Source organism: Paramesorhizobium salinisoli, assembly GCF_003335045.1.
Classification (GTDB): domain Bacteria; phylum Pseudomonadota; class Alphaproteobacteria; order Rhizobiales; family Rhizobiaceae; genus Paramesorhizobium; species Paramesorhizobium salinisoli.
Genome location: NZ_QOZG01000002.1, coordinates 664135 through 689020, shown reverse-complemented (window position 1 = coordinate 689020; position 24886 = coordinate 664135). Strand labels below are relative to the sequence as shown.

Sequence of the window (24886 nt, the reverse complement as noted above, 5' to 3'; positions counted from 1 at the left end):
TGCTGCGGTGCGAGAGAAGGCGATGTATTTCAGGCTGTTTGAGTTCTGGCGTTTGATCGCTGCGCTTCTCATCATGCTCTACCATTTTTCCTTCAACGGGCCGCCGGGAACGGGGTGGCTGCTCGACTGGCTCGAGCGCCTGCGACCGCTGCTCGACATGTTCTTCATCATATCGGGTTTCCTGATCGTCCTGCACTATGGCGACAAGGTCACGGATTTGCGCAGCTATCGCCTCTACATGGTCAGGCGCTTCGCCCGGCTTTACCCGCTGCATATCATCACCTTTCTCCTTTTTCTCGCCGTGGGCATCGGCTATCACCTGGGGATTCTCCGCCCGTTCGGCGGTGCCGAGCGCTATGATATGGGCCAGATCGTCCCCAACCTGCTGCTCGTCCAGGGATGGGGTTTCTCGCACGAGCTGACGTTCAATTTCGTCTCTTGGTCGCTGTCGGCGGAATGGTTCTCCTATCTCCTGCTGCCGCTCATCCTTTTTGCCAACCGGCTCGCCGGTGCGAAGGGGCTGGTCGCGCTGCTGCTTCTCTGGATTGCGCTTCTGGAGATCCTGCTCGCCCTGCACATCATGCCCGGCAAACATTGGGTGGAGGCCGACACCTGGGGCGCCTATCGCGCCTTTGCCGATTTCATCGCAGGCGCGCTGATCGCTGTGCTTGCCTCGCGCAGCCGCCTGACATTGACCTCGCGTTGGCCCGCCTGGCTCACCATGTTGGCGTCCTGCACGTTGATGCAGCTTCAGGTCAATTATTACTACAGCCTCGTCGTCCTGGCCATTGCAGTGTTCCTGGCTGCGGTCGCCGAGCGCAACGACCAGAACTCGCCGGTTTATCCCAGGCTCCTGCGGCCCTTTGCGGCTGTCTCCTTCGGCATCTATCTCTGGCATCCCGTGGTCGAGATTGTCATGTTCGGGCTCGTCTGGAAAAGGCTGGTCGCGCCGCTGGGAATAGTCGATTTCTACGCTTTCCTGCCTATTCCGATGATCGCCACCATGATCGTGGCGGTCCTTTCCTATCGTTGGTTCGAGAAACCTATCGGCGACTGGTTCCTCCGCCGTCTCGGCCTCAAACATCCCGCCTCCAGCGCCGCCGCTTCGCCGCTCATTTGAGTAGGTGCTGTCCCATCTTGCCCGTTTCGCCCGTGATCCCAATTCGGCGCCAGCCATCACGACCGGTTGAGCGTGCCCGTTCGTTCCTCCCGGCTACTGCCGGAACCTTTCATGACCTGAGCCGATTAATGCTGGAAACGGAGGAGATCCTCATGTCACTGGAAACATTCATGTTCGATGCCCGCGACGGTGTGCCCAACAATCCGCGACTGCCTGTGCTTCTCTATCGTGGCCATGTGAAGGTGGAAGGCGATGCCGCCAGCCATATTGAAACGTTGTTCACGCGCAATGGCTGGACAGGTGCCTGGCGCAACGGTGTCTTTCCTTATCATCACTATCATACCGAGGGGCATGAGGTGCTGGGCGTCGCATCCGGCCGGGCGCGGCTGTTGATCGGTGGTCCCGGCGGGCGCGAGATGGCGGTCGAGGCCGGAGATACGCTCGTGCTTCCCGCCGGCACCGGCCATTGCCGGCTTGATGCGAGTGACGATTTTCTGGTCATCGGCGCCTATCCACCGGGACAGCGCGCCGATATCTGCCGCGACCAGCCGTCACCGCAGGACCTGGAGAGGATCGAACGCCTTCCGCTGCCGCAATCCGATCCGCTCGAAGGGAAGGGCGGTCCCTTGGTCGCGATCTGGCAGCGGGCTGGATGATCAATCCCGATCAGGTGCGCCGAGAGGGAAGAGCGGTCGATAAGGACGTGCCTCGTTCACCGCCCGCGCAAAGGACGGCCGCGCCAGGAGCCGCTTGCGATAGGCGTGGACATGCGCGAATTCCTCGCCGATAGGATGACTCCAGTCGGCGTAAAACAGCGCTGGTGCTGCGGCGCAATCGGCAAGGCTGAAACTGTTGCCTGAAGCCCATTCACGTCCCGCCATCCGGCCGTCGAGCCAGCGATAGGCGGTGTCGAGCATCGCGCGTGCCTCCTCCACGCCATAGGAGTCGCGGGCATCTTCCGGGCGGATGGCGTTGAAGACGATCTTCTGCTGCGGGGTCATGATATAGTTGTCGAAGAAGCGGTCCATGGTCCGCACGTCGATCGCGGCGCGCACATCTTCTGGGACGAGCCGCACCGGCCCGGGGTGATAGAGGCCAAGATATTCGATGATGATGCTCGCCTCCACCACCGTGCGGTCGCCGTCGACCAGCACCGGAAACCGCTTGAGCGGCCACAACGCCTGCCATTCGGCTACCGCTTCTTCGTCTTCGGACCCGAGCATGCGGAACACGAAGGGCGTGCCGTTCTCGTAGAAAGCGATCAGCGCCTTCTGGCAGTAGGAAGAAAAGGGATGGGCATAGAGTTCAAGTGGCATGGGTTTTCCTCAGGACGCAGCGTCTAGTCTGCTTGCAGATCGCAAGTGGTTGCTTTTTAGTCAAACCACTCCTATTTTGCAAGCAGTTTCATGGAGCTTATCTAATGGACAATGCGCACCGTTCCGGCTGCCCGATCAATCTGACTTTGGAAATGCTGGGTGATCGCTGGAGCCTGATCATCATTCGCGACCTCATGTTCGGCAATCGCCGCCATTATCGCGAGCTGCTCAACCAGTCGGAGGAGGGGATCGCCTCCAATATCCTCGCCGACCGCCTGAAGCGGCTGGTCGAGGCGGGCCTGCTTACCAGGAGCGATGACCCGAGCCACAAACAGAAGGCGATCTATAGCCTCACCGAACCGGCGATCCAGCTTGTGCCGCTGCTCGCGCAGATGGGCGCATGGGGACGGCGCCACACGCCTGCCTCCGAGGAATTGTCGATCCGCGCGCAGCTTCTGGAAGAGGGCGGTCTACCGATGTGGCAAGCGTTCATGGACGAGTTGCGCACGCTCCACCTTGGCGCCCCCGCGTCCGGCCCATCGGTCCTCGCCCGGCTTCAGGCCGCATACGAGGAAACGGTGGCGCGAAACAAGGCAAGGTCGGGAAAAGTGGGCGCCGGTTTTCCGTCCGGACTTGCGTAAAAATGCAGACTTAACAATGGAGGGCCTGAATGTCTCCAGGCCCTCCAATTCAAAAACGGACCGTTACGGTCAGACGTAACGGTTGGCGATGTTCTCCAGATATTCCTGACGGCCAGAGCGCGGCTTCGGCTCCAGGCCTTCGGCTTCGACGCGCGTGGCGATCTCTTCCAGCGAGCGTTGGCCCGCAAGCATCGCCTTTGCCTCGGCGCTGTTCCAGCCCGCATAGCGATCCGCCACGAAATCGGTGAGCGCCTTGTCCTCGACCATCGCAGCCGCTGCCTTCAGCCCGCGCGCGCATGTGTCCATGCCGCCGATGTGCGCGATGATCAGATCCTGCGGATCGATCGACTGGCGCCTGAGTTTGGCGTCGAAATTGGTCCCGCCAGTGGTGAAGCCGCCGGCCTTCAAAATTTCGTAATAGGCGAGCGCCACCTCCGCCGTATTGTTGGGGAACTGGTCCGTATCCCAGCCCGACTGATAATCGTTGCGGTTCATGTCGATCGAGCCGAAGATGCCGAGAGCCGCCGCCGTCGCCAGCTCGTGCTCGAAGGAATGTCCCGCCAGGATGGCGTGGCCCTGCTCGAGATTGAGCTTCACCTCATTCTCAAGTCCGAAGCGCTTCAAGAAGCCATAGACGGTCGCTGCGTCATAATCATATTGGTGCTTGGTCGGTTCTTGCGGCTTGGGCTCGATGAGAATCGTCCCCTTGAAGCCGATCTTGTGCTTGTAATCGACGACAAGGCTGAGAAAGCGTCCCATCTGGTCGAGTTCGCGCTTCATGTCGGTGTTGAGCAGGGTCTCGTAGCCCTCTCGCCCGCCCCACAGCACATAATTCTCGCCGCCGAGCTTCTGAGTGACGTCGATGCAGTTCTTCACCGTGGCCGCCGCATAGGCGAAGACGTCGGGGTCAGGATTGGTCGCCGCGCCCGCCATGTAGCGGCGGTTGGAGAACAGGTTTGCCGTCCCCCAGAGTAGCTTTGTCCCCGTCACCTGCATCTTGCCCGCAAAATAATCGGCGATCTCGTGAAGGCGCCGATTGCTCTCAGTGAGGGTCTCGCCCTCAGGGCGCACATCGGCGTCATGGAAGCAGAAATAGGGCGCGCCGAGCAGCGAGAACATCTCGAACGCCACATCGGCCTTGAGCTTCGCCGCCTCCATCGTATCGGCAAACCACGGGCGCTCGAAGGTCTGGCCGCCGAACGGATCGCCACCCGGCCAGACGAAGGAATGCCAATAGGCGACGGCGAAGCGCAGATGATCCTCCAGCCGCTTGCCGAGCACGATCTCGTCGGGATTGTAGAAGCGATAGGCCAGCGGATTCTTGCTCTCCGGCCCCTCATATCTGATCGTCTGGATATCGCCGAAAAAACCGGTGCTCATATTCATATTCCTCCTATGGTGGGTAGATCTCGACGGGCACCCGATGCCCGTAATTTCGTTGCGGCTTTTATGCCGCGCTGGTCTGTGAAAGGCCGCGCGCCTCGTTGCCGGAAAATACATCTGCGTCCAGATGCAGCAGCGATGTCATTGCGCAGCCCTGCAGGAGCAACGGATGCTCCTCGGGATAGCAGCGGATCGTCAGTGCCTGCGCTCCGTCCCAACCGGCCGTGCCGGAGATCGCATTGCGGATTTCCGGCTCGATCAGGTCGAAGACCCTGGCGCCCGGACCGACCAGCGCGATCGGCACGGGGTCGATCAGCGAGAACAAATTGTTGAGGCCGAAGCCGATGGCGCGGCCTGCTGTATGGAATGCCGCGCGCTCTATTCCCGCCGCCTCTCGGGCGCGTTCCGCAAGCTCGGCGAAGACATTGGCGTCGATGTTGAACGGAGGCGGCGCGGTATCGGGCATGCCCATAGCGTTGCGCCATATGGCGTAATCTCCGGCATAGGCCTCTATGCATCCGCGCCGGCCGCAGCGGCAGGCGGCGCCATAGGGAATATGCGCCATATGGCCGAATTCCGCCGCGGATGAATGCGAGCCAGAAAATGGCTGGCCTTTGAGATAAAGCCCCATGCCGATGCCATAGGACAGCATTATGGCGGCAAAATCCCCGCCGTAATGCGCCGGATCCGTCCAGCGCAGCGCCTCGGCAAGCATGGCGCAATCATTGGCGAGTGAAACCGGCACGCCGAAGCCGCGTCGCAGCGCCGGGCCGAAACCGATGTCCCTTTCGCGGATGATCGGCGCCCACCGCATCGTCTCGCCGGCGGCATCGGTGACACCCTGCACGGACATGGAGATACGCATGAGCCTGCCGCCGCTGCCGGCGCTGGATTGCAACTGGCTGCGCAGCATCGTGCTGATTTCGGCCACGAGCCCCACACCCGTCGCCGGCCATGTCGGAAATTCTGCGGTCTGCTTGGCGATTGTGCCGCCGGCATAGTCGACGAGCGCGACGGTCAGGCTGTTGAGCGAAAGATTGACGACGCCGACCTTGGCGATATCCGGGTTGGGCATCAGCGAGACCTGCGGACGACCGCGTCTCGTCGCGCCGCTATCACGGCTTTCCAGCAGCACCCCTTCGGAGACCAGTCCTGCCACGATGGCCGAAACGGTTGAGGCGCTGAGGCCGGTCATGGCGGTGATGTCGGTGCGGGAAAGCGCACCCCTGCGCCTTACGGCGGTAAGAACCAGTTTTCGGTTTTGTCGGCGCACATCGTCCGAGCGTGCGATCGCTCCAGCCAAAACGCTCCTCCTCGTCAGTCTTTTCTATTGCAGTGCAAAATTGGCATTGCTTTGCAACAACTTGGGCTCCCCACTTTCGATGTTGACATGGAAAGGAATTTTAGTCACTATTTTTTTCGAGCCTCGAAATAAAAGGCTTCCTGCCAATGGAGGGGCGGGGGTGATCGTATCCGATCATGTTTATAGTGCTGGATGCACTGGGAGGAATGTCATGAAGAAATATGCAGCAGCTCTTGCGGGCGCAGTCTTTGCCGTGTCTTTCGCTGGTCCCGTTTTCGCCAAGGACAAGGTCATCGGTGTATCCTGGTCGAACTTCCAGGAAGAGCGCTGGAAGACCGACGAAGCGGCGATCAAGGCCGCGCTTGAAGCCAATGGCGACAAATACATCTCTGCCGACGCGCAATCGTCGGCGGCAAAACAGTTGACCGATGTCGAAAGCCTCATTGCGCAGGGCGCCAACGCGCTGATCATTCTCGCGCAGGATTCGAGCGCGATCGATCCCGCCGTGGAAAAGGCGACTGCCGAAGGCATCCCCGTCATCGGCTATGACCGCTTGATCGAGAACAAGGATGCCTTCTACATCACTTTCGACAACAAGGAAGTCGGCCGCATGCAGGCCCGCGCGGTTCAGGCGGTCAAGCCCGAGGGCAATTATGTCTTCATCAAGGGCAATGGCGCCGATCCCAACGCCGATTTCCTGTTCGCCGGGCAGATGGAAGTCCTGAAGGACGCGATCGACTCCGGCAAGATCAAGAATGTCGGCGAGGCCTATACCGACGGCTGGCTGCCGGCGAACGCCCAAAAGAACATGGAACAGATCCTGACCGCCAACAATAACAAGGTGGACGCGGTCGTGGCTTCCAATGACGGCACAGCCGGCGGCGCCATCGCCGCGCTCTCCGCGCAGGGCCTTGCCGGTTCCGTGCCGGTGTCAGGTCAGGATGCTGATTTTGCGGCGCTTAACCGCATCGCGCTCGGCACGCAGACCGTCTCGGTCTGGAAAGATAGCCGTGAACTCGGCAATAGAGCCGCGAACATCGCCTCGCAGTTGGCCGATGGCAAGAAGATGGATGAAATCGCCGACGTGGAGAAGTTCAGCGGCGGTCCCAAGGGGATCGAGATGAATTCCATCTTCCTGAAGCCTGTCCCGATCACCAAGGACAATCTCGACGTTGTCATTGATGCCGGCTGGGTGAAGAAGGATGTCGTCTGCCAGGGCGTCACTCCCGATTCGGTGCCTGCCTGCAAGTAAGGCACGGCTGAGTCTGCAAACGCCGCGGTTTTTGACAACCGCGGCGTTTTCCGAATTGTCCTGCAAGCCCGTGGGAGGGGCAGCATGAACGAGAATGCGAGCACTGGGTCCAACTCGACCGACGGGGCTCGGGCGGCCGAACTCGGCTTTTTCGCGCGGTTCATCAAGGCGACCGAGCTCGACACTCGTCTCCTCGGTATGGTCCTCGCACTCCTGCTCATCTGGGTCACCTTCGATGTGCTGTCGGGTGGGCTGTTCCTGACGCCGCGCAATCTCTGGAACCTTTCGGTCCAGACGGCGTCCATCGCGGTCATGGCGACTGGCATGGTTCTGGTCATCGTCACCCGCAATATCGATCTCTCTGTCGGATCGATTCTCGGCTTTGTCGGCATGATCATGGGGGTGGCGCAGACGGAGTGGCTGCCGCCGTTCCTCGGCTTCGAAAATCCGGCGACATGGATCATCACGCTCGCGCTCGGCATCGCCGTCGGCGCAGCCATTGGCGGCCTGCAGGGCTTCATCATCGCCTTTCTCGGCGTGCCCTCCTTCATCGTGACGCTCGGCGGGCTTCTCGTCTGGCGCGGCGCCGCCTGGTGGGTCACGTCGGGGCGCACCGTCGCGCCGATGGATTCCACCTTTCGCCTGATGGGCGGCGGCCCCGCCGGATCGATCGGAGCGAATTGGAGCTGGGTTGTCGGCGTGATCGCCTGCCTCGGCATCGTCGGCCTCATCATCAATGCGCGGCGGCAGCGTAAGCGCTTCAATTTCCCGCGGCGCCCGGTATGGGCCGAAATATTGCTGGGCGTGGTGGGCAGCGCGCTTGCCCTGGGCGCGGTGGCGGTTGCCAATTCCTATCCATGGCCCATCGGCATCGTCAGGAGATATGCCGAGGAGCACAATATCACCATGCCGGAAGGCGGGCTCTTCATCCCGCACGGCATTGCCATCCCCGTGCTCATCGCGATCGTTGTCGGCATCGTCATGACATTCGTCGCCACCCGCACCCGGTTCGGACGCTATGTCTTCGCGCTCGGCGGCAACCCGGAAGCGGCGGAGCTGGCCGGCATCAACACCAAATGGGTGATCATGAAGATCTTCATCCTGATGGGGATCCTCTGCGCCATTTCAGCCGCCATTTCAACCGCCCGCCTGAATGCCGCCACCAATGCGCAAGGCACCCTCGATGAACTGCTTACCATCGCCGCGGCGGTCATCGGCGGCACGTCGCTTGCCGGTGGCGTCGGCACGATCGCCGGCGCAATGCTCGGCGCGGTGATGATGCAATCCCTGTCGTCTGGCATGGTGCTTCTCGGCCTCGATACGCCACTGCAGAATATCGTCGTCGGTGTCGTGCTGGTCATCGCCGTCTGGCTTGACACGATCTATCGCCGGCGCGTGTCATGACCCCCGGCCATAGAGATAGAGAAGGGGAGGAGACCATGAGCAACATACCTCTCGTGGAGATGGAAAATATCTCGATTGCCTTCGGCGGCATCCGCGCCGTCGATGATGCCTCGGCTGATCTTCATGCGGGCGAGGTGGTTGCGCTCCTTGGTCATAATGGAGCGGGCAAGTCGACGTTGATCAAGATCCTCTCGGGCGCCTACAAGCGCGATGGTGGAACGATCAAGGTGAACGGCGAGGAAGCCGTCATCAACAATCCGCGCGATGCCAAGGCCTATGGGATCGAAACGATCTACCAGACGCTGGCGCTCGCCGACAATGTCGATACCGCAGCAAATCTCTATCTGGGACGCGAGATCATGACCCCCTGGGGCACGCTCGACGATGTGGCGATGGAAGCAAAGGCTCGCGAGGTTATGGGCCGCCTCAATCCGCGTTTCCAGCGCTTCAAGGATCCGGTGAAGGCGCTTTCGGGTGGCCAGCGCCAGTCGGTGGCCATCGCCCGCGCCATCCTGTTCAACGCCCGTATCCTGATCATGGACGAGCCGACGGCAGCGCTCGGGCCGCAGGAAACGGCCCAGGTCGGCGAATTGATCCATCAGCTGAAAAGCGAAGGCATCGGCATCTTCCTGATCAGCCATGACATTCACGACGTGCTCCATCTCGCCGACCGTGTGATCGTCATGAAGAATGGGCGTGTCGTCGGCACGGCACGCGTAGGGGATGTGACGGAGGACGAGATCCTTGGGATGATCATCCTGGGAAAATGCCCGCCAGGCGCCATTCCGGGGCCTGGTGCGATTTCGGGCGTCGTATTGGGCTGAATATCCAATCACACGCGCGCCAGCAAGTTTGCAGATCATAAGGAGGACATCATGAAAACCATCAAGGGGCCTGCTATTTTCCTGGCGCAGTTCGCGGGAGATACCGCACCTTTCAATTCATTCGATTCCATCTGCAAATGGGCGGCTTCGCTCGGCTACAAGGGCGTTCAGATTCCGACATGGGACGCGCGTCTCTTCGATCTGGAAAAGGCGTCTGATTCCAGGGACTATTGCGACGAGATAAAGGACGTGGCGGCCAGCCACGGTCTTGAGATCACGGAGCTCTCCACGCATCTGCAGGGCCAGTTGGTCGCCGTCCATCCGGCCTATGATATCGCATTCGATGGTTTCGCCGCGCCAGAGGTGCGGGGCGATCCCAAGGCCCGGACCCAATGGGCGGTCGATCAGGTCAAGCGCGCGCTCCGGGCATCGAAGCATCTCGGGCTCACCGCCCATGCCACTTTCTCCGGCGCGCTGGCATGGCCCTACGTCTATCCCTGGCCGCAGCGTCCCGCAGGCCTCGTCGAAACGGCCTTCGATGAACTGGCGAGACGCTGGCACCCCATTCTCGATTATGCCGAGGAGAACGGCGTCGATATTTGCTACGAAATCCATCCCGGCGAGGACCTGCACGACGGCATTTCCTATGAGATGTTCCTCGACCGCGTGAACAACCATGCCCGGGCGAACCTGCTCTACGACCCCTCGCATTTCGTGCTGCAGCAGCTCGATTATCTCGACTATATCGACATCTACCACGAGCGGATCAAAGCCTTCCATGTCAAGGATGCCGAGTTCAACCCGACCGGCCGCCAGGGCGTTTACGGCGGTTATCAGAGCTGGGCGAACCGGGCCGGGCGGTTCCGTTCACTGGGCGACGGACAAGTCGATTTCGGAGCGGTCTTCTCCAAGCTCACCGCCTATGACTATGCAAGTTGGGCGGTGCTCGAATGGGAGTGCGCGTTGAAGCATCCGGAAGACGGTGCGCGCGAAGGGGCGGAATTCATCAACGCCCATATCATCCGTGTAACCGAGCGTGCATTCGACGATTTCGCCGACGCCGGCACCGATGACGCCGCCAACCGCAAGATGCTCGGCCTGCTGTAAGACTGCCTGCCGATAGAGACTTGGAGGAATTTGCACCATGACGATAGAAGCAAGCAGGCAGGAACGGAATGCCGGGCGGATCCGCCTCGGCATGGTCGGTGGCGGTCAGGGCGCGTTCATCGGCGCCGTGCACCGCATCGCTTCGCGCATCGACGATCAGTATGAGCTCGTCGCGGGCGCGCTCTCGTCGGATCCGGCGCGGGCTCGCGCATCCGCACTGGAACTCGGTATCGCGCCCGACCGTGCCTATGGCTCGTTCGAGGAGATGGCGAAGGCCGAGGCCGCACGGCCCGACGGCATCGAGGCGGTCGCCATCGTGACGCCCAACCACATGCATGCTCCGGCCGCAAAGGCCTTCCTTGAGGCAGGCATCCACGTCATCTGCGATAAGCCACTGACGCTCGACGTCAGGGAGGCGCGGGAACTCGTCGATCTCGTCGACAGGACGGGAAAGGTCTTCGCCGTCACCCACAATTACACCGGCTACCCCATGGTGCGGCAGGCCCGCGCCATGGTCGAGAAGGGCGAACTCGGCGATATCCGTCTGGTCCAGGCTGAATATCCGCAGGACTGGCTCACCGAGCGGGCGGAAGCTTCGGGGAGCAAGCAGGCTGAATGGCGCACTGACCCCAAGCGCTCTGGCGCGGGCGGTTGTATCGGCGATATCGGCACCCATGCCTATAATCTCGCCTGCTTCGTCAGCGGGCTGGAACTCGATGAGCTGCTGGCCCAACTCACCACCTTTGTCGAAGGCAGGCAACTCGATGACGACGTGCAGATCCTCCTGCGCTGGAAGGGCGGCGCAAAGGGAATGCTCTGGGCGAGCCAGGTCGCCGTGGGCCATGAGAACGGCCTGAAGCTGCGCGTCTATGGCACCAAGGGCGGCCTCGAATGGACGCAGGCCGACCCGAACTATCTCTGGTTCACCCGTTTCGGTGAGCCCAAGCAACTCCTCACACGCGGGGGTGCGGGTGCCTGGCCCGAGGCAGCGCGGGTCACCCGCGTCCCGGCCGGGCACCCGGAAGGTTATCTCGAAGGCTTTGCCAATATCTATGCGGAAGCCGCGCGCGCCATCATCGCCGCCCGCGACGGCGGCAAGCCGGATGACGCCGTCACCTTCCCGACGGTCAGGGACGGGCTCGCCGGTATGCAGTTCATCGAAGCGGCCGTCGCCTCGTCCAAGGCCGGCAATGTCTGGACGAAGGTCGGATGAGCGAGATTCTCACCCCTTCCCCGACGGATCCGCCGCCAGCAGAGACCTTGCTGGAAGCGACAAGTATTTCGAAATCCTTCGGGCCGGTCGAGGTGCTGCGTGATATCGGCCTGCGGCTGGTACCGGGGGAGGTCCACGCCATCATAGGCGAGAACGGTGCCGGCAAATCGACCTTGATGAAGATCCTTTCGGGCCATCTCGCGCCTTCGAAAGGCACGCTGAAAGTCAATGGAGAAAAGACCGCCTTCACCGGTCCGGTCGATGCCGAGGAGCGTGGCATCGTCCTCGTCCATCAGGAAATCCTGCTGGCGCCTGATCTGACGGTGGCGCAGAACATCTATCTCGGGCGCGAGCTTCGCAGGGGCATTGTCCTTGACGAGCGGACCATGGCGGAAGGCGCGCACCGCGCCGTTCTCGATCTCGGCGCCGATATTGACCCCAAGACGGTGGTCAATCGTCTTTCCATCGCCCAGCGTCAGCTTGTCCAGATCGCCCGCGCCTTGCTGGTTCCGCACCGGATAGTCATTTTCGACGAGCCGACGGCCTCGCTGACCCCTGTCGAGACCAAGGCGCTGCTCAAGGTGATCGGCGCAATAAAAGCCAAGAACGCCGCGATCCTCTATATCTCCCATCGGCTGCCCGAGGTGAAAACCATCGCCGATCGCGTCACGGTTCTGCGCGACGGGAAATTGGTCGGCACCTATGACGCCGCCAATCTCGAGCCGGTGGATATGGCTCGGCTGATGGTCGGCCGCGATGTCTCGAAACTCTATCCCGAGCGCGCCGAGGCAAAGACCGGAGAAACCGTCCTCGAAGTCGAGAACATGACGGTGCCGGGCTTTACCAGAAATGCCAGCTTTTCGTTGAAACGCGGCGAAATTCTCGGCTTCGCCGGGCTTGTCGGCGCGGGACGGACGGAACTCCTCGAAGGCATTATCGGCCTCAGGCCGGCGAATGGCAGTGTCCGCCTGAACGGAAACGCGGTCCAATTCAAGAATTCCAAGCAGAGCATGGAGGCGGGCATTGTCTATCTCAGCGAGGATCGCAAGGGAAAGGGCCTGCTGCTTGGGCAGAGCCTGAAGATCAATCTCACCCTGGCCGGCCTCGACAAATTCGTGCGCGGCATGCTGATCGACCGCAGACGCGAGGACCAGGCGCTCGACCAGGCCATCCGGGATTTCGATATCCGCACGCGCAACCGCGACCTTCTCGCCGGTCAGCTCTCGGGCGGCAACCAGCAAAAGCTGCTGCTCGCCAAGATGATGCTGCTCGGTCCAAAGGTCGTCGTCATCGACGAGCCGACGCGCGGTATCGATATAGGCACCAAGGAACAGATCTATAAATTTATCACCGGACTTGCTGCCGAGGGAAAATCCGTCATCGTCATCTCGTCTGAAATGCCGGAGTTGATCGGCATCTGCGACCGCATCATCGTGATGCGCAACGGCGAAATTGCTGGTGAGGTTGCGGGTGAACATATGACCGAAGCTGAGATCGTCGTGCTGGCAACCGGTGCGACCATGAAGGAGGCCGCCCTGGTGGCGGAAGGTGCATGAGCAATACGACGGCAGCACAACCTGCGAAGCGATCCCTGGGCGATATCGATCTGCGGGCCGTTGCGCCTTTCGTGGCGTTGGCGGTGTTGTTCGTGTTCGGCGCCATGGTCAATCCGAATTTTCTCGGCCTCGACAATCTCACCAATGTTGTCACCCGTAGCGCTTTCATAGCGATCATAGCGATCGGCGCCACCTTCGTCATTTCGGCCGGCGGTCTCGATCTTTCCGTGGGCTCCATGGCGGCTTTCGTCGCCGGCACGATGATCCTCTTCCTCAACACCGGCGCTGTTGCCGGCGATAGCGGCATGATCGCGGCGGCCATGTGCTTGGCTCTTGCGACCGGCGCCCTGTGCGGCCTCGCCAATGGGTTGATTACCACATTGGGCCGCATTGAGCCCTTCATCGTGACGCTCGGTACGATGGGTATCTTCCGCGCGCTGACCATCTATCTGGCGGAAGGCGGCTCCATCGCGATGAAATCGCAGGAGCTGCGCGCAGCTTACCGGCCGATCTATTTCGGCAATGTGCTGGGTGTGCCGATACCCGTCATCGTCATCCTTGTCGTGGCGATCCTCGGCGCTTTCATTCTCTACCGGACGCGCTTCGGCCGCCATGTCATGGCAGTGGGTTCCAACGAGGAAGTGGCGCGTTATTCCGGCATTTCGGTCAACCGGGTCCGCACGCTGACCTATGTCATCCAGGGCATCTGCGTCGCGATCGCCGTCTTGGTCTATGTGCCGCGGCTCGGCGCCGCGACACCCACGACCGGGCTGTTATGGGAGCTTCAGGCGATCACCGCGGTGGTCATTGGCGGCACTGCTTTGCGCGGCGGCGTCGGACGAATCTGGGGGACCATCTGCGGCGCATTGATATTGGAGCTGGTCGGCAACATCATGGTATTGTCCGATATGGTCAGCGAATATCTTATCGGGGCCGTTCAGGGGGCGATCATCATCATTGCCATGCTGATACAGCGCTCGCTCGGACGGCGGTGAAGAGGTTTTCGGATACGGGCGCGGGTATTGTCCCCTACGGACACACGGGCACCGTCGTGGAGGAGAGGCGGCGAAAGGGCCGGCCGCCATTCGTCAGAGAGGCCTTTTTAGGGAGAGAGAACATGAAAAACATTTTGATGGGTTTAGCAGCCCTGGCGCTTGCGTCGGCTGCGACCGGTGTGCAGGCACAGGACAGGCAAGTCAATATGGCCGTTTCCATTCCAGCCGCCGACCATGGCTGGACCGGCGGCGTCGTCTATCACGCGGAACGCGCCAAGAAAACGTTGGAAGCCCGCTATCCCGGGCTGAAGATCACGGTGAAGACGTCGCCCGACGGCGCTTCCCAGGCCAATGCGCTGGAGGATCTGACCGCTCAAGGCATCGATGCGCTGGTCACTCTTCCGCACAATTCCGATGAGCTGACCGATCCGATCCGGCAGGTCAAGGAAAAGGGCATCTTCGTCACCGTGGTCGATCGTGCGTTGTCGGACCAGACAATCCAGGATCTCTATGTTGCGGGCAACAATCCCGAACTCGGCCGCGTCGCCGGCGAATACATCAAGAAGGAGCTTGGCGGCAAGGGCGATGTGGTCGTCATCCGCGGCCTGCCCATCGTCATCGACGAGGAACGCCAGAAGGGCTTCGACGAGGGGATCAAGGGCAGCGATATCAAGGTGCTCGACCGCCAGTTCGGCAACTGGTCGCGCGACGATGCCTTCAAGGTGATGCAGGACTATCTCGCGAAGTACAAGAAGATCGATGCCGTCTGGTGCCAGGATGATGACATGGCCGTCGGTGTGCTCGAGGCCATCCAGCAGGCCGACCGCAAGGACATCAAATTCGTCGTCGGCGGCGCCGGCATGAAGGAAATGATCAAGCGCGTCGCCGATGGCGACACCATGATCCCGGTCGATGTCCTCTACCCGCCGGCGATGATCGCGACGGCGATGGAACTGACGGCAAGCAATTTCTACGACCAGATTCCGATTCGCGGCAGCTATATCCTCGATGCCACGCTGGTGACGAAGGAGAACGCCAAGGAGTTCTATTTCCCGGATTCGCCCTTCTGATCTGTAGCCCCTCACTGCCGAAACGCGGGGCTTCCGTTGGGAAGTTCCGCGTTTTCCATTCGCTCCCATGCCCAATAGGCCCTTTTGCGGGCGCCTCGCTGGCAAAATAGCGCCAATTGGCGTATATTCGCGCTATGTGCAGATTTCGGTCCGATGGCTCCGCTTTTCGCACGGACGCCACCGGTGTGTTGTTCCACTCAGTTGGGAAAAACAGCCATGGCCAATTTTCATGTCATTGCCGGTGCGAGTAGATCCCCTGTCTATCCCGAGGTGCGCCGGATCGGCGTCTCGGATGTCGTTACCGCTCTTCGTCAGGGATTCAACGATTTCTGGGAAAAGCCGTCGCATTATGTTTTCCTCTGCCTGATCTATCCGATCGCCGGCCTCGTCATCGCGCGATGGACATCGGGCGCCCATATGCTGCCGCTGCTCTATCCCTTGATGTCAGGCTTTGCGCTTCTTGGACCGCTCGCGGCAATTGGCCTCTATGAGATCAGCCGCAGGCGGGAACAGGGCCTCGATACCTCTTGGCGGCATGCCTTCGACGTGGTGCGATCGCCGGCGATTCCCTCGATCATTGCCGCTGGCGCCCTGCTTTTCGCTATTTTCATCGCCTGGCTTCTCACGGCGCAGGCACTCTACGAAAATCTGTTCGGCACGATGAGGGCTGATACGATCAGCGGTTTCCTCCAGCAGGTTTTCACGACAGAACAAGGTCTGCGGCTGATCATCTGGGGCCATCTCCTCGGCCTGGCCTTCGCAGTCATGGTGCTATGCACGAGCGTCGTGACATTCCCGCTGCTGATCGAGCATGATGTCGGTGCATTCGCGGCGATCATGACGTCGGTCAAGGCCGTATTGCTCAATCCCATACCCATGGCGCTATGGGGAATGATCGTGATGACCCTTCTGGCGCTTGGCTTCATAACATTGTTTGCCGGCCTTGCGATCGTGATACCGGTGCTCGGCCATGCGACCTGGCATCTTTATCGCCGGGTGGTGGAGCCGGAAGTCTCGATGCGGGTAAATGCAGCTCGATAGTCCTGTTGCAACCTTGCGCAGGAGCTGAACGAACCCGTTTGACACCGGCCGATCGGCGGGCTGCGCCGCCGCGACTTATTCCTGCAATTGTTTTTGAAGATCACTATTCCACGCCCGCATCTCTTTGCTGGGTGAGATACTTATTCCGTCTGCCCGAAGACTTCAGATAGAGGGTCAGGATGCCGATCCCGAGAAACGCGCAAGCCGCCAAACCGATTCCGATCAAAAGCAGAAATGCATCAAGTTGAGTCACGATCGATACTCCTTAGGCTGATGATCCGAATCCGCGAGACGGTTCTTTTCGCAGTTTAACGATTTCGGCTTGGGATCGTTCCTGATGCGCCCGATGCGCGAAAGTCCGGGTCGATCATTTGCAAATTGGAAAGCAGTCGATATTACGCTGGGGTTGTGGGCCAGTCGAAGACTATCCACTGAATGAAATGCCGAACTGATGCATTAATACCTCCTAGATGCGCCTTGCCACGGAGTTTCAGGAACATGCCAATCGCAGATTTGTTGGAATGCCGTGAATTGAAAGGAGCGTCGCATGGAGCGAAACGAGAAAAACATGAGTGATAAAGGCGAAACGCCGCTAGAACGTCTGGATGAGGAACTACGCCATTTCGGCGAATTTATCGCCAGTATTCCGGTTCCCGCCGAAACCCGACAATTGTGGGATCAGCTACAGCTTCAATTGCTGCGCCAGCTAGGAGAGGAAAAGGCTAAGGGCAAAGAGTGATCTACTTCCCTAGAATTTTCCCTGTTGCGGGGTCTCGAGCATGGAATGGCGATCCTGTTCCCCGAGTTTTTCCAGAAGTTGAGCCTTGCCGCGGTTCAATCTGCTTTTGATGGTGCCAATCGCACAGCCGCATATTTCCGCAGCTTCCTCGTAGCTGCTCCCCATGACGGACACCAGAATGATGACTTCACGCATTTCCGGATGTATTTCGTGCAGCGCGTCCTGCAGTTCGCGGGCTCTCGATACCCATTCCTGATTGGCGCTCGTGCTGCAATTTTCGGATACGCATCGTTCGGAGCCGGTCACTTCCCTCAGCTTTAGTCGCACGGCAGTATTGTATGTATTGCGCATGATCGTAAACAGCCACGACTTCATGCTTGTTCCCGGCGTGAATTGATGAAGGCTCCCCAGCCCTTTTCTCAATGTCTCCTGAACAAGATCATCGGCATCGTCAGGATTTTTGAAAAATGTGCGCGAAAAAGCTCTTAACGCAGGCAGGATCGACGCCATCTGATCTTTTAAATCGTTGGAAACGCGATCTGTTTGGCGTTCGCTGACAGCATGCATTGGACGCTCCCATGAAGATCGAGAGATGTGATTTGATGATGGAGAACGTCGCGGAGGATTGTAGGTTCCGCCTGGACGGTGTTTTTTGCCCCGGCCCGGAATTGAGCCCAATGACGCTAGTTTGACGGGCTTTGAATCTTCTGTTCGTCCCCATCCTTGGGCGTACGGGGCACCGGTCCGCCAGTCCCTGTATCTGGTGACCTGTTGGTCTTGACTGCGGGATTGGGGTCCACGGTTTCGCTCGTATTGTTCTGCTGCTCATTGTTGCAGGCGGCTAAAGCGGCCAGGGACGCGCTGAGAAGGGCGGCAACGATTGGTTTCATGTCTATCTCCCGGCGAGGATGCGATGGTTAGCTATATCGATCGTAACGCCGTCTGCTGCAAAGCGTTCCTCGCCATCAATCGAGGCTGTTGCCGCCATTTGCAGCAAGGGAACAAACTCACCTCAATTCACTTGTGATCCCAGGTGTCACTTGTGATCCGAGGTGAGCAACGGCGATTGCCGGTGCTCGACAGCCAACGGAGTTGCCATGAAGAAGAACGTCGTTCTTTCATATAAGGGCGAACAAGCGGTCCATAAAATCGCCACGCTGATCAATCTCGGCCGCAAGCTCGCGGAGATTAAGGGTTGCCCATTTCTGGATGCGCCGGCCGAGTTCGGCACGATCGCCGGTTGTTACTACGTTCCCCTCGAAACGATAATACTGGATACGCATGAAAAACCGCTGAAGGCTTTCGATCATCATGATCTGTTCGGTGGCGCCGTGCCGCATGAATTCATGGCGACGAAGATCATCACGCATCCGCTGGTGGCGGAGGCCGCCCAGGCGCCGGAAAATTGGAGGTACGATTTTTCCGCGCGGCTGAAGGAAACCGTGCTGGACGGTTTCTCGGTTTTTACGGCGAAAGACCTGATACAGGCCGCCGAGATATTGCTGACCAAAGGCCGCATCCGGATCAAAGCGGCACAAGCCGACGGCGGCCATGGCCAGACTGTGATCGCCGACCGGCAGGCGCTCCATGGCTTCGTCGATCTTCTGGAGCCGGCAAGCCTGACCGGCGGCTATGTCGTCGAGGAGAACATGGAGCACGCCACGACCTATAGTGTCGGGCAGGTCTTGGTAGACCATATTCAGATTTCCTATTTCGGCACTCAAAGGCTCACCACCGACAACCGGGAAGAGCCAGCATATGGCGGGACGCGGTTATGGGCGGTCCAGGGTGGCTGGTCGGATCTGATCGGCTGGCTCAAGGACCCGGCGGCGGCTCGCATAGTCTTGTCGGGAAAGCTCTACGATGACCTTGCGCATGATGAGCTTGGCCTCGTCGCCTCGCGGAAAAACTATGACGTGCTGGTCGGAGCGGACGGCGTGGGAAAGCGGAAGATAGGCGTACTGGAACAATCATGGCGACTGGGCGGAGCGACAAGCGCCGAACTTCTTGCCGTCGAAGCGTTCAGGCGCGATCCGTCTCTCGCGGCGGTGCAGGTCTCGTCATTCGAGGAATTCGGCCGCACAGAACCCGCCGCGAAAGCTGATCTGATTTGTTTTGCAGGGGAGGATCCGCAGGAAGGACCAATGATCAAATATTCGAGATTGGAGGCAAGGTATCATGTTTAACAAACAGGTCTCGATAGGAGTGGACCGTGAGGAAATTCTTGGAACCTTTGCGCTGCCGAAGACAGGAACGCCCGGCATTCTGTTTCTGCACGGTTGGGCCGGCAGCCAGAAGCGGGACATGGAGCGCGCGCAGCATATGGCTGCCCTCGGCTGTATATGCTTCACCTTCGACATGCGCGGCCATGCCGGGACGCTTTCGCGGGTCGAAACGGTGACGAGAGGCGACAACCTCAGCGACGTGCTTGCCGCTTATGACGTATTGGCGTCGCATCCCTCGGTGGATCCGGCGGCGATCGCGGTGGTGGGCAGCAGCTATGGCGGCTATCTCGCCTCCATCCTGACCTCGCTGAGGCCGGTCCGCTGGCTCGCTTTGCGGGCCCCCGCCCTCTACAGGGATCAGAACTGGGATGTGCCGAAGGCCTCCCTGGATCGGGCGGATCTCGTACGTTACCGATCATCCCTGATCCCGACCGACGAGAACAGGGCGTTACGCAACTGCCGGTCATTCCAGGGTGATGTCCTGATCATCTCATCCGAAAAAGACGAGATCATACCTTCCACCGTCATTGCCAGTTACCGGGCGGCTTTTCTCTATGCGCATTCCATCACCTCAAGGGTGATAGGCGGCGCCGATCATGCCCTGACCAGCGCCGAATGCCAGCGGGCCTATGATTGCCTGCTTTTGCGCTGGCTGCGCGAGATGGTGCTGGGCGCCCGTTGAGCGGCTCGGCCCGCGAGACCGGGGGAATGTTCAAAGGATGTTTTTCTTCTTCTTTCCGGAACTGCTTTGGCCGGGAAACAGTTATTCAATACCTGAATTTTTGAAAGTATGGATCGTGGAGCGCCTGGTAATCATTTCCAATCGTGTTGCTGAAATAGGTGAAAAGACTCAGATCGGGGGGCTGGCGGTTGGTATCGCCGATGCCCTGAGCAGGGGCGAAGGTCTCTGGGTGGGGTGGAACGGCGCTGTTAGCGGTCCCGGAGAGGATCCGGCCACGAGCCGCAAGCAACACGAGGCTATCACGACCCTCACATTTTCCCTCACTGAGGAAGAGCATGAAAACTACTATCTCGGTTTTTCGAACCGGGTGCTCTGGCCCTCTTTCCATTACCGCCTCGACCTCATCGAGTTCAGCGAGGCTTTTGCGAAAGCCTATTCCTCCGTCAACAAACGATTTGCCCGGACGGCCTTTCCGGAACTGAAGAGCGATGATCTCGTCTGGGTGCACGATTATCATCTCATCCCGGTCGCCCAGGAACTGAGAAAATTGGGAAGCAGGCACCGGATAGGTTTTTTTCTGCATATCCCCTTTCCGTCGGCGGAAATCTTCTCTGCGGTGCCGCGGCATGAATGGCTGCGGGAATGCCTCTTCCAGTTTGATCTGATCGGCTTTCAAACCAACCGGGATCTGGAAAATTTCCGGCTCTATCTCGCAGAACATGCGGACGTCGAGTTCATTTCGGACAATCTGATCAAAGCCGCTGGCCGGATTATCCGGCTGGGAGCTTTTCCCATCGGCATCGATGTCGAGCAATTCGCCGCGATGGCGAATAAGGTCGATGATGCCGTCGAACTGGAGCGGATGCGACGTGATATCCTTGGGCGTATCCAGATGATTTCTGCGGACAGGCTCGATTATTCAAAGGGGCTCCCCGAGCGCACGAGGGCTTTCCTGGAATTTCTCAATGCCTATCCCGAATACCGCGGCTTTGCCGAATACCTCCAGATCGCTTCCCCCACCCGGGAGGATGTCCTGGCCTATACAGAGATAAGAACCGAGCTTGAACAATTGTCGGGAGCGGTCAACGGGAAATTTGCCGAGTTCAACTGGTCTCCCGTCCAATACATCAATCGCAGCATTCCCCGCGACAAGCTTGCCTGTCTGTTCCATGCAAGCCGCATCGGGTTGATAACCCCGCTTCGCGACGGCATGAACCTGGTGGCGAAGGAATATATCGCAGCTCAGCCGGCCGACGATCCCGGCGTTCTCATCCTGTCGAAATTTGCCGGTGCCGCCGAGCAGCTCGAGGAAGCCTTGATCGTCAATCCCTATGACGCGGGCGAGGTTGCCGGGGCGATAAGGCGGGCTGTGACCATGCCGCTGGAGGAACGTCAGAACCGCCAGCGCAAGCTGCTCGACCGCATAAAGACCACCGACGCGCATTGGTGGCAGACCACCTTCCTGGAAGCGCTCGGCCATGCTCCCTATGTCTCGACACAAAGCACCCAAAGTACCAAGGCTGCGAAGATAGTGCGCATACGATGACGGGCTGGAAACCTCAGCCCGCCGCCTATTTTCGGAGCGTATTATTCCTTCGGTTTGCCCGGTATCCCTGTTGAGGTAACGGAGACCGGATCACTGCCGGGGAAGGTGTCTTCCAGGCCTTCCTGAAGCTGTTCTTCAAGTTCGCCAGGATCTGCCGTTCTCTCATCGGAGCGATGATCGGCGCCCTTCTTATCGAGATCTCCCGCCGTGTCGGCGTTCACCAACTCCGCCAGGAGCAACGTCGCTTTTGAAATCAGGCTTTCGCGGTTGGCGTTCTCGATATCTTCCCCTGCGGCAAACTTCACCGTCACCCGCTCGCCTTTCCCGCCCAGGAATTCGACGGAGGGTGATTGACCGGAAGTGGTGGCAGGAATAATTCGCGTCTCACGCAATTGCATTGCTTTTCCCTTCTCTCAGGAATGGTCCCCAAGGTGGGGAACCATGGAAACCGTTGGGAGAACATTTGGTTCCTCCACCAGACCGGAGTGTAACGCCGGCAGGGGAATTGGCCAAGCGCAAGCCGAACATGCGTAAAGCCCATGAATGGGAAGGGCCCCTTGATGAAAGAGACTGTTTCAGCCTAATTCCTTGATTGACCTGGCTTCAGCCTCCAATATCTCGGCAACATCCTTAAGCGGCATATGCGTTGCCATGAGATTGATCGCGCATTCGAGAAACCCGATAGATGAGCGGCGCAGATAGATTTCCGTCTGCTGTCGCGACATATCGTTCAACTCCTCGAGCTTTTTCCTGTTCCATTTATCTGCTTCCATATCGGCTCCTCAAGGGCGGTCTCGCCGGTGGGCTTCATGACCGGCGCCGGTCCTGCTTTCTGCTTTTGCTTCGATCGCTGTATAACCTCCGGTTTCTGGCAAAGTTCCGGCTCTCCTCGCCAAAGTACGACAGAATATCACCGTCAAAATATTGGAACGTTCGCGGGCCTGTTTCGTTAGCAATGGCACACGGAAATAACGCTTCGGTTCTGAAAACCCGAGCAAAGGAGATTTGCCATGCTTAAGAAACTTTTGGGAAGTGCCGCGGCACTTGCGATGCTGTCGAGCGTATCGTTCGCTCAAGGCACCGATCAAACGACCCCCCAGGCTCAGCCGGAACCCCCCGCGCAAACCCGGGATCTCTTTCAGTATCCGCCTGAACTAGCGCCAAAGGTAGATCCAAACCAGAACTTCACTGCCGTTGATGGCCAGGTGATTGCATCAGGGGTGATCGGAACCGGCGTTTATACCGGCCCGGATCAAAACGCCCAAAAGATCGGTGATGTAAAAGACATCATTATCGGTCCAAATGGGGTGGCGCAGGCCGCCGTCATCGGCGTCGGCGGCTTCCTGGGTATCGGCGAGAAGAACGTTGCGGTAGGTTTTGATCGGCTCGATCTGGCAACGAAGGACGACGGCGAGCGCTGGTTCGTCTCCGATGTGACCAAGGAACAGCTGGATCAGGCGCCAGCCTTCGAGACGTCGGAGCAATTCACCGGCGGCATCGCCGATCCGGGCAAGGCGACCGAGAAGCAGGGCGAGATGCCGGCTAATAACACCATGGGCACGGATAATAACACCATGGGCAACAGCCCGGAGACCAGCCCCGCAACACCGGCGCCCGCTACACCCGCTCCGGCTCAATAATACCGCCAAGAGACGGGATATGATGAACGATGAAGCGGCCACGCCAGGCGTGGCCGCTTCATTGCATCCAGCGCGTGGGTTTCTGGAACATCCCCGGCAAAACGGGTTTTCCCAACATCATTCCTGGTTTCGAAAGGAACTTGTGTTGCTTGATAAGGACCCGACACGCGCAGCGTTTGAGGTGCATGGCGGCACGGCGCAGGAAAAACTTGAAGAACTGTCCCGCCAGTCGGCAGGCTGCACGCGTTGCGACCTCTACCGGGATGCGACTCAGACTGTATTCGGAGAAGGATCGCCTGACGCCTCGATCTTCTTCATCGGAGAGCAGCCGGGAGACAAGGAGGACCTGGCCGGCAGTCCCTTTGTCGGTCCGGCAGGCGCCATCTTCAATAAATGCCTGGAAGAGGCCGGGATCGACAGAACTGAGTGCTATGTCACCAATGCGGTCAAGCATTTCAAGTTTCAACTGAGGGGTAAGCGGCGCATTCACCAGCGGCCGAATGCCGGCGAGGTGCAGGCATGCCGGTGGTGGCTCGAGGGCGAATTGGAACTCGTCCGTCCTCGGTTAATCGTCGCTCTGGGCGCGACTGCCGCCAACGCCCTGGAACCCCGAAAATATAAGATCATGCGGGACAGGGGCCGTATCATGCCGTTTACGCGAGTATATGCCCTGCTCCTCACCGTTCATCCCTCCTATCTCCTGCGCGTTCGGAACAAGGCAGACATGGCCGCACAGCGTGAGCAATTCGTGGGCGATCTCAGGACGGCGGCGGAATTCGTGCATGAGACATCTCGGACGCCCAGACACGCGATCGGAACAAATAGATAAATTTCACGTTATTTCATGCTGCCGAAGCCATTTATCCCAGCCAAAACAGGATAGCCATCATGGAAAAGTTGAAGATTTTCCGACTGGTTCCCATTGCGGAGCCGAATGATCCGCGGTGGGATAATTCCCCTTATCAGGGAGAGGTCGTAGTTCGGGCGCGCTCGGCAGCGGATGCGCGGCTGGTCGCCTCGGAGGCAGAGAAGGATTTTCTCGACATTGACGCAAAGCTTATCGACGATGCCTCGACCCGGACCTGGAGCGCCTTCCGCGAGGATAAGCTTTATACCGTCATCGAAGATGAAACGGACACATATCCCGGGGAAGGCCTTCGTGAGGTCGTCGAGGGCAATATAGATCCCAATGTGGTGAAGCCTCTCCAGATGTGAGCGACTGAATACTATTCGTCACCGTATAATTTTTTTGTGGCGCGGGACTGAGCTTCACGCTCGCCCCTGCGAAGACGCCGCGATTTCATGATTCCAAAAGCCAGAAGCGCCCCGAGAATGACGGGTCCGCCGGCTACGATAAGAAACCAGAGGAGGTTTTCTGGCATGATTGTCTTTCCTCCATAATCAAGGTCACGGAGCTCATTCAAAGCTTACCTTGGATGGATCGAACGCCGCATAGCCCTTGATAGGGGCGACGCTTGGATTGGGGTCCTCGTAGGTCCACACGGCATCCTCGGCCGCAGTGCCCTGGCCGACGATCCGCCAGTAGCTCGCAACTCCCTTCCGCGGACATTCAGTCTGCGTGGTAGTCTTCTGCATATGGACGAAATAGATGTCGTCGAAGGGAATATAGAGGACCGGGTCATGGCCGGGCTCGCGCAATTCCCTCGCACGCTCTGACGAGGCGACGACCACCTCGTGAAACCGCACGGTCACCGGTTCGCGATGATCCCTCACGGTTATCTCCTCTGTCGTTCGGGTGTCTGTCATCTCCAGATCTCCATTCCTGCTAACGCCGATAACATCCTAATTCGAGTGAATGGGAATGGTTC

The 24886-nt window shown here is 59.3% G+C and carries 28 protein-coding genes; 19 read left to right on the top strand and 9 right to left on the bottom strand.

Translation table 11 applies throughout. The features are described 5' to 3' along the window. Window positions 1-22: 22 nt before the first annotated feature. Window positions 23-1120, top strand: coding sequence for an acyltransferase family protein (locus DUT91_RS06875; RefSeq protein ID WP_114439584.1), 1098 nt, complete (start codon window positions 23-25; stop codon window positions 1118-1120). A gap of 152 nt (window positions 1121-1272) precedes the next feature. After that, window positions 1273-1776, top strand: coding sequence for a cupin domain-containing protein (locus tag DUT91_RS06870; RefSeq protein ID WP_114439696.1), 504 nt, complete (start codon window positions 1273-1275; stop codon window positions 1774-1776). On the opposite strand, the gene DUT91_RS06865 is transcribed toward DUT91_RS06870, so the two are convergent. Further along, the gene (locus DUT91_RS06865) at window positions 1777-2436 is read right to left on the bottom strand and encodes a glutathione S-transferase family protein (RefSeq protein ID WP_114439583.1); all 660 of its coding nucleotides are present in this window, start codon (window positions 2434-2436) and stop codon (window positions 1777-1779) included. It abuts the gene before it with no gap. 104 nt (window positions 2437-2540) lie between these two features. Between DUT91_RS06865 and DUT91_RS06860 the strand changes: the two genes are divergently transcribed. Then, on the top strand, window positions 2541-3077 hold the full coding sequence (locus tag DUT91_RS06860; RefSeq protein WP_114439582.1) for a winged helix-turn-helix transcriptional regulator: 537 nt from the start codon (window positions 2541-2543) through the stop codon (window positions 3075-3077). A 69-nt stretch (window positions 3078-3146) separates the two neighbouring features. On the opposite strand, the gene xylA is transcribed toward DUT91_RS06860, so the two are convergent. Together xylA and DUT91_RS06850 are read right to left on the bottom strand one after the other, a co-directional pair. Then, the gene (xylA, locus tag DUT91_RS06855; protein WP_114439695.1) at window positions 3147-4457 is read right to left on the bottom strand and encodes a xylose isomerase; all 1311 of its coding nucleotides are present in this window, start codon (window positions 4455-4457) and stop codon (window positions 3147-3149) included. Between the two features lie 67 nt (window positions 4458-4524). Further along, complete coding sequence (locus tag DUT91_RS06850) at window positions 4525-5763, bottom strand: ROK family transcriptional regulator (protein WP_114439581.1); 1239 nt, start codon at window positions 5761-5763, stop codon at window positions 4525-4527. 211 nt (window positions 5764-5974) lie between these two features. Between DUT91_RS06850 and xylF the strand changes: the two genes are divergently transcribed. The 9 genes from xylF (at window position 5975) to DUT91_RS06805 (ending at window position 16225) form a co-directional block, all read left to right on the top strand. Beyond that, complete coding sequence (gene xylF, locus DUT91_RS06845) at window positions 5975-7015, top strand: D-xylose ABC transporter substrate-binding protein (RefSeq protein WP_114439580.1); 1041 nt, start codon at window positions 5975-5977, stop codon at window positions 7013-7015. Window positions 7016-7099: 84 nt separating this feature from the next. Further along, complete coding sequence (locus tag DUT91_RS06840; RefSeq protein ID WP_114439579.1) at window positions 7100-8419, top strand: sugar ABC transporter permease; 1320 nt, start codon at window positions 7100-7102, stop codon at window positions 8417-8419. A gap of 35 nt (window positions 8420-8454) precedes the next feature. Beyond that, window positions 8455-9243 carry an ATP-binding cassette domain-containing protein gene (locus DUT91_RS06835; protein ID WP_114439578.1) on the top strand — a complete coding sequence of 263 codons (789 nt, stop codon included), beginning with the start codon at window positions 8455-8457 and terminating at the stop codon, window positions 9241-9243. A 51-nt stretch (window positions 9244-9294) separates the two neighbouring features. After that, window positions 9295-10350 carry a sugar phosphate isomerase/epimerase family protein gene (locus tag DUT91_RS06830; RefSeq protein WP_114439577.1) on the top strand — a complete coding sequence of 352 codons (1056 nt, stop codon included), beginning with the start codon at window positions 9295-9297 and terminating at the stop codon, window positions 10348-10350. A gap of 37 nt (window positions 10351-10387) precedes the next feature. Continuing rightward, the gene (locus DUT91_RS06825; protein ID WP_114439576.1) at window positions 10388-11563 is read left to right on the top strand and encodes a Gfo/Idh/MocA family protein; all 1176 of its coding nucleotides are present in this window, start codon (window positions 10388-10390) and stop codon (window positions 11561-11563) included. Next, window positions 11560-13119, top strand: coding sequence for a sugar ABC transporter ATP-binding protein (locus tag DUT91_RS06820; protein WP_114439575.1), 1560 nt, complete (start codon window positions 11560-11562; stop codon window positions 13117-13119). Before DUT91_RS06825 ends, DUT91_RS06820 begins: the two co-directional genes overlap by 4 nt. After that, the gene (locus DUT91_RS06815) at window positions 13116-14114 is read left to right on the top strand and encodes an ABC transporter permease (protein WP_114439574.1); all 999 of its coding nucleotides are present in this window, start codon (window positions 13116-13118) and stop codon (window positions 14112-14114) included. The genes DUT91_RS06820 and DUT91_RS06815 overlap by 4 nt, the downstream gene beginning before the upstream one ends. Window positions 14115-14236: 122 nt before the next feature. Next, window positions 14237-15184, top strand: coding sequence for an ABC transporter substrate-binding protein (locus DUT91_RS06810; RefSeq protein WP_114439573.1), 948 nt, complete (start codon window positions 14237-14239; stop codon window positions 15182-15184). Window positions 15185-15400: 216 nt separating this feature from the next. Then, entirely contained in the window at window positions 15401-16225 is an 825-nt protein-coding gene (locus tag DUT91_RS06805; protein WP_114439572.1) for a DUF2189 domain-containing protein, read from the top strand. Between the two features lie 103 nt (window positions 16226-16328). Here the strand turns inward: DUT91_RS06805 and DUT91_RS25755 are convergent, their stop codons facing one another. Beyond that, window positions 16329-16478 (bottom strand): hypothetical protein, encoded by a 150-nt coding sequence (locus DUT91_RS25755; RefSeq protein WP_160113630.1) that lies wholly within the window; start codon window positions 16476-16478, stop codon window positions 16329-16331. Between the two features lie 294 nt (window positions 16479-16772). Here DUT91_RS25755 and DUT91_RS06795 point away from each other — a divergent pair, with 294 nt between their 5' ends. Beyond that, a complete protein-coding gene (locus tag DUT91_RS06795; RefSeq protein ID WP_114439571.1) occupies window positions 16773-16964 on the top strand; it encodes a hypothetical protein in 192 nt (63 codons plus the stop codon). A gap of 9 nt (window positions 16965-16973) precedes the next feature. On the opposite strand, the gene DUT91_RS06790 is transcribed toward DUT91_RS06795, so the two are convergent. Both DUT91_RS06790 and DUT91_RS06785 read right to left on the bottom strand, forming a co-directional pair. Then, complete coding sequence (locus tag DUT91_RS06790; RefSeq protein WP_114439570.1) at window positions 16974-17531, bottom strand: sigma-70 family RNA polymerase sigma factor; 558 nt, start codon at window positions 17529-17531, stop codon at window positions 16974-16976. A gap of 116 nt (window positions 17532-17647) precedes the next feature. Beyond that, complete coding sequence (locus DUT91_RS06785) at window positions 17648-17854, bottom strand: hypothetical protein (RefSeq protein WP_114439569.1); 207 nt, start codon at window positions 17852-17854, stop codon at window positions 17648-17650. A gap of 207 nt (window positions 17855-18061) precedes the next feature. Here DUT91_RS06785 and DUT91_RS06780 point away from each other — a divergent pair, with 207 nt between their 5' ends. The 3 genes from DUT91_RS06780 to DUT91_RS06770 all read left to right on the top strand — a co-directional run bounded on the left by DUT91_RS06780 (window position 18062) and on the right by DUT91_RS06770 (window position 21417). Continuing rightward, the gene (locus DUT91_RS06780; RefSeq protein ID WP_114439568.1) at window positions 18062-19150 is read left to right on the top strand and encodes a DUF3182 family protein; all 1089 of its coding nucleotides are present in this window, start codon (window positions 18062-18064) and stop codon (window positions 19148-19150) included. Next, window positions 19143-19871 (top strand): alpha/beta hydrolase family protein, encoded by a 729-nt coding sequence (locus DUT91_RS06775; protein ID WP_114439567.1) that lies wholly within the window; start codon window positions 19143-19145, stop codon window positions 19869-19871. Before DUT91_RS06780 ends, DUT91_RS06775 begins: the two co-directional genes overlap by 8 nt. A gap of 115 nt (window positions 19872-19986) precedes the next feature. Beyond that, window positions 19987-21417: an alpha,alpha-trehalose-phosphate synthase (UDP-forming) gene (locus DUT91_RS06770; protein ID WP_114439694.1), complete on the top strand. Its 1431-nt coding sequence runs from the start codon at window positions 19987-19989 to the stop codon at window positions 21415-21417. Between the two features lie 41 nt (window positions 21418-21458). Here the strand turns inward: DUT91_RS06770 and DUT91_RS06765 are convergent, their stop codons facing one another. Next, the gene (locus DUT91_RS06765) at window positions 21459-21815 is read right to left on the bottom strand and encodes a hypothetical protein (protein WP_114439566.1); all 357 of its coding nucleotides are present in this window, start codon (window positions 21813-21815) and stop codon (window positions 21459-21461) included. Between the two features lie 177 nt (window positions 21816-21992). Next, the gene (locus tag DUT91_RS06760) at window positions 21993-22190 is read right to left on the bottom strand and encodes a hypothetical protein (RefSeq protein ID WP_114439565.1); all 198 of its coding nucleotides are present in this window, start codon (window positions 22188-22190) and stop codon (window positions 21993-21995) included. A 237-nt stretch (window positions 22191-22427) separates the two neighbouring features. Here DUT91_RS06760 and DUT91_RS06755 point away from each other — a divergent pair, with 237 nt between their 5' ends. From DUT91_RS06755 to DUT91_RS06745, 3 genes are all read left to right on the top strand, one after another. Next, window positions 22428-23057, top strand: coding sequence for a PRC-barrel domain-containing protein (locus DUT91_RS06755; RefSeq protein ID WP_114439564.1), 630 nt, complete (start codon window positions 22428-22430; stop codon window positions 23055-23057). A gap of 181 nt (window positions 23058-23238) precedes the next feature. Next, entirely contained in the window at window positions 23239-23886 is a 648-nt protein-coding gene (locus DUT91_RS06750; protein WP_245419612.1) for a UdgX family uracil-DNA binding protein, read from the top strand. Between the two features lie 56 nt (window positions 23887-23942). Beyond that, window positions 23943-24272, top strand: a complete 330-nt coding sequence (locus DUT91_RS06745; protein WP_342634444.1) for a hypothetical protein — start codon at window positions 23943-23945, stop codon at window positions 24270-24272. Window positions 24273-24473: 201 nt separating this feature from the next. On the opposite strand, the gene DUT91_RS06740 is transcribed toward DUT91_RS06745, so the two are convergent. Beyond that, complete coding sequence (locus DUT91_RS06740; RefSeq protein WP_114439561.1) at window positions 24474-24824, bottom strand: DUF427 domain-containing protein; 351 nt, start codon at window positions 24822-24824, stop codon at window positions 24474-24476. Window positions 24825-24886 lie beyond the last annotated feature (62 nt).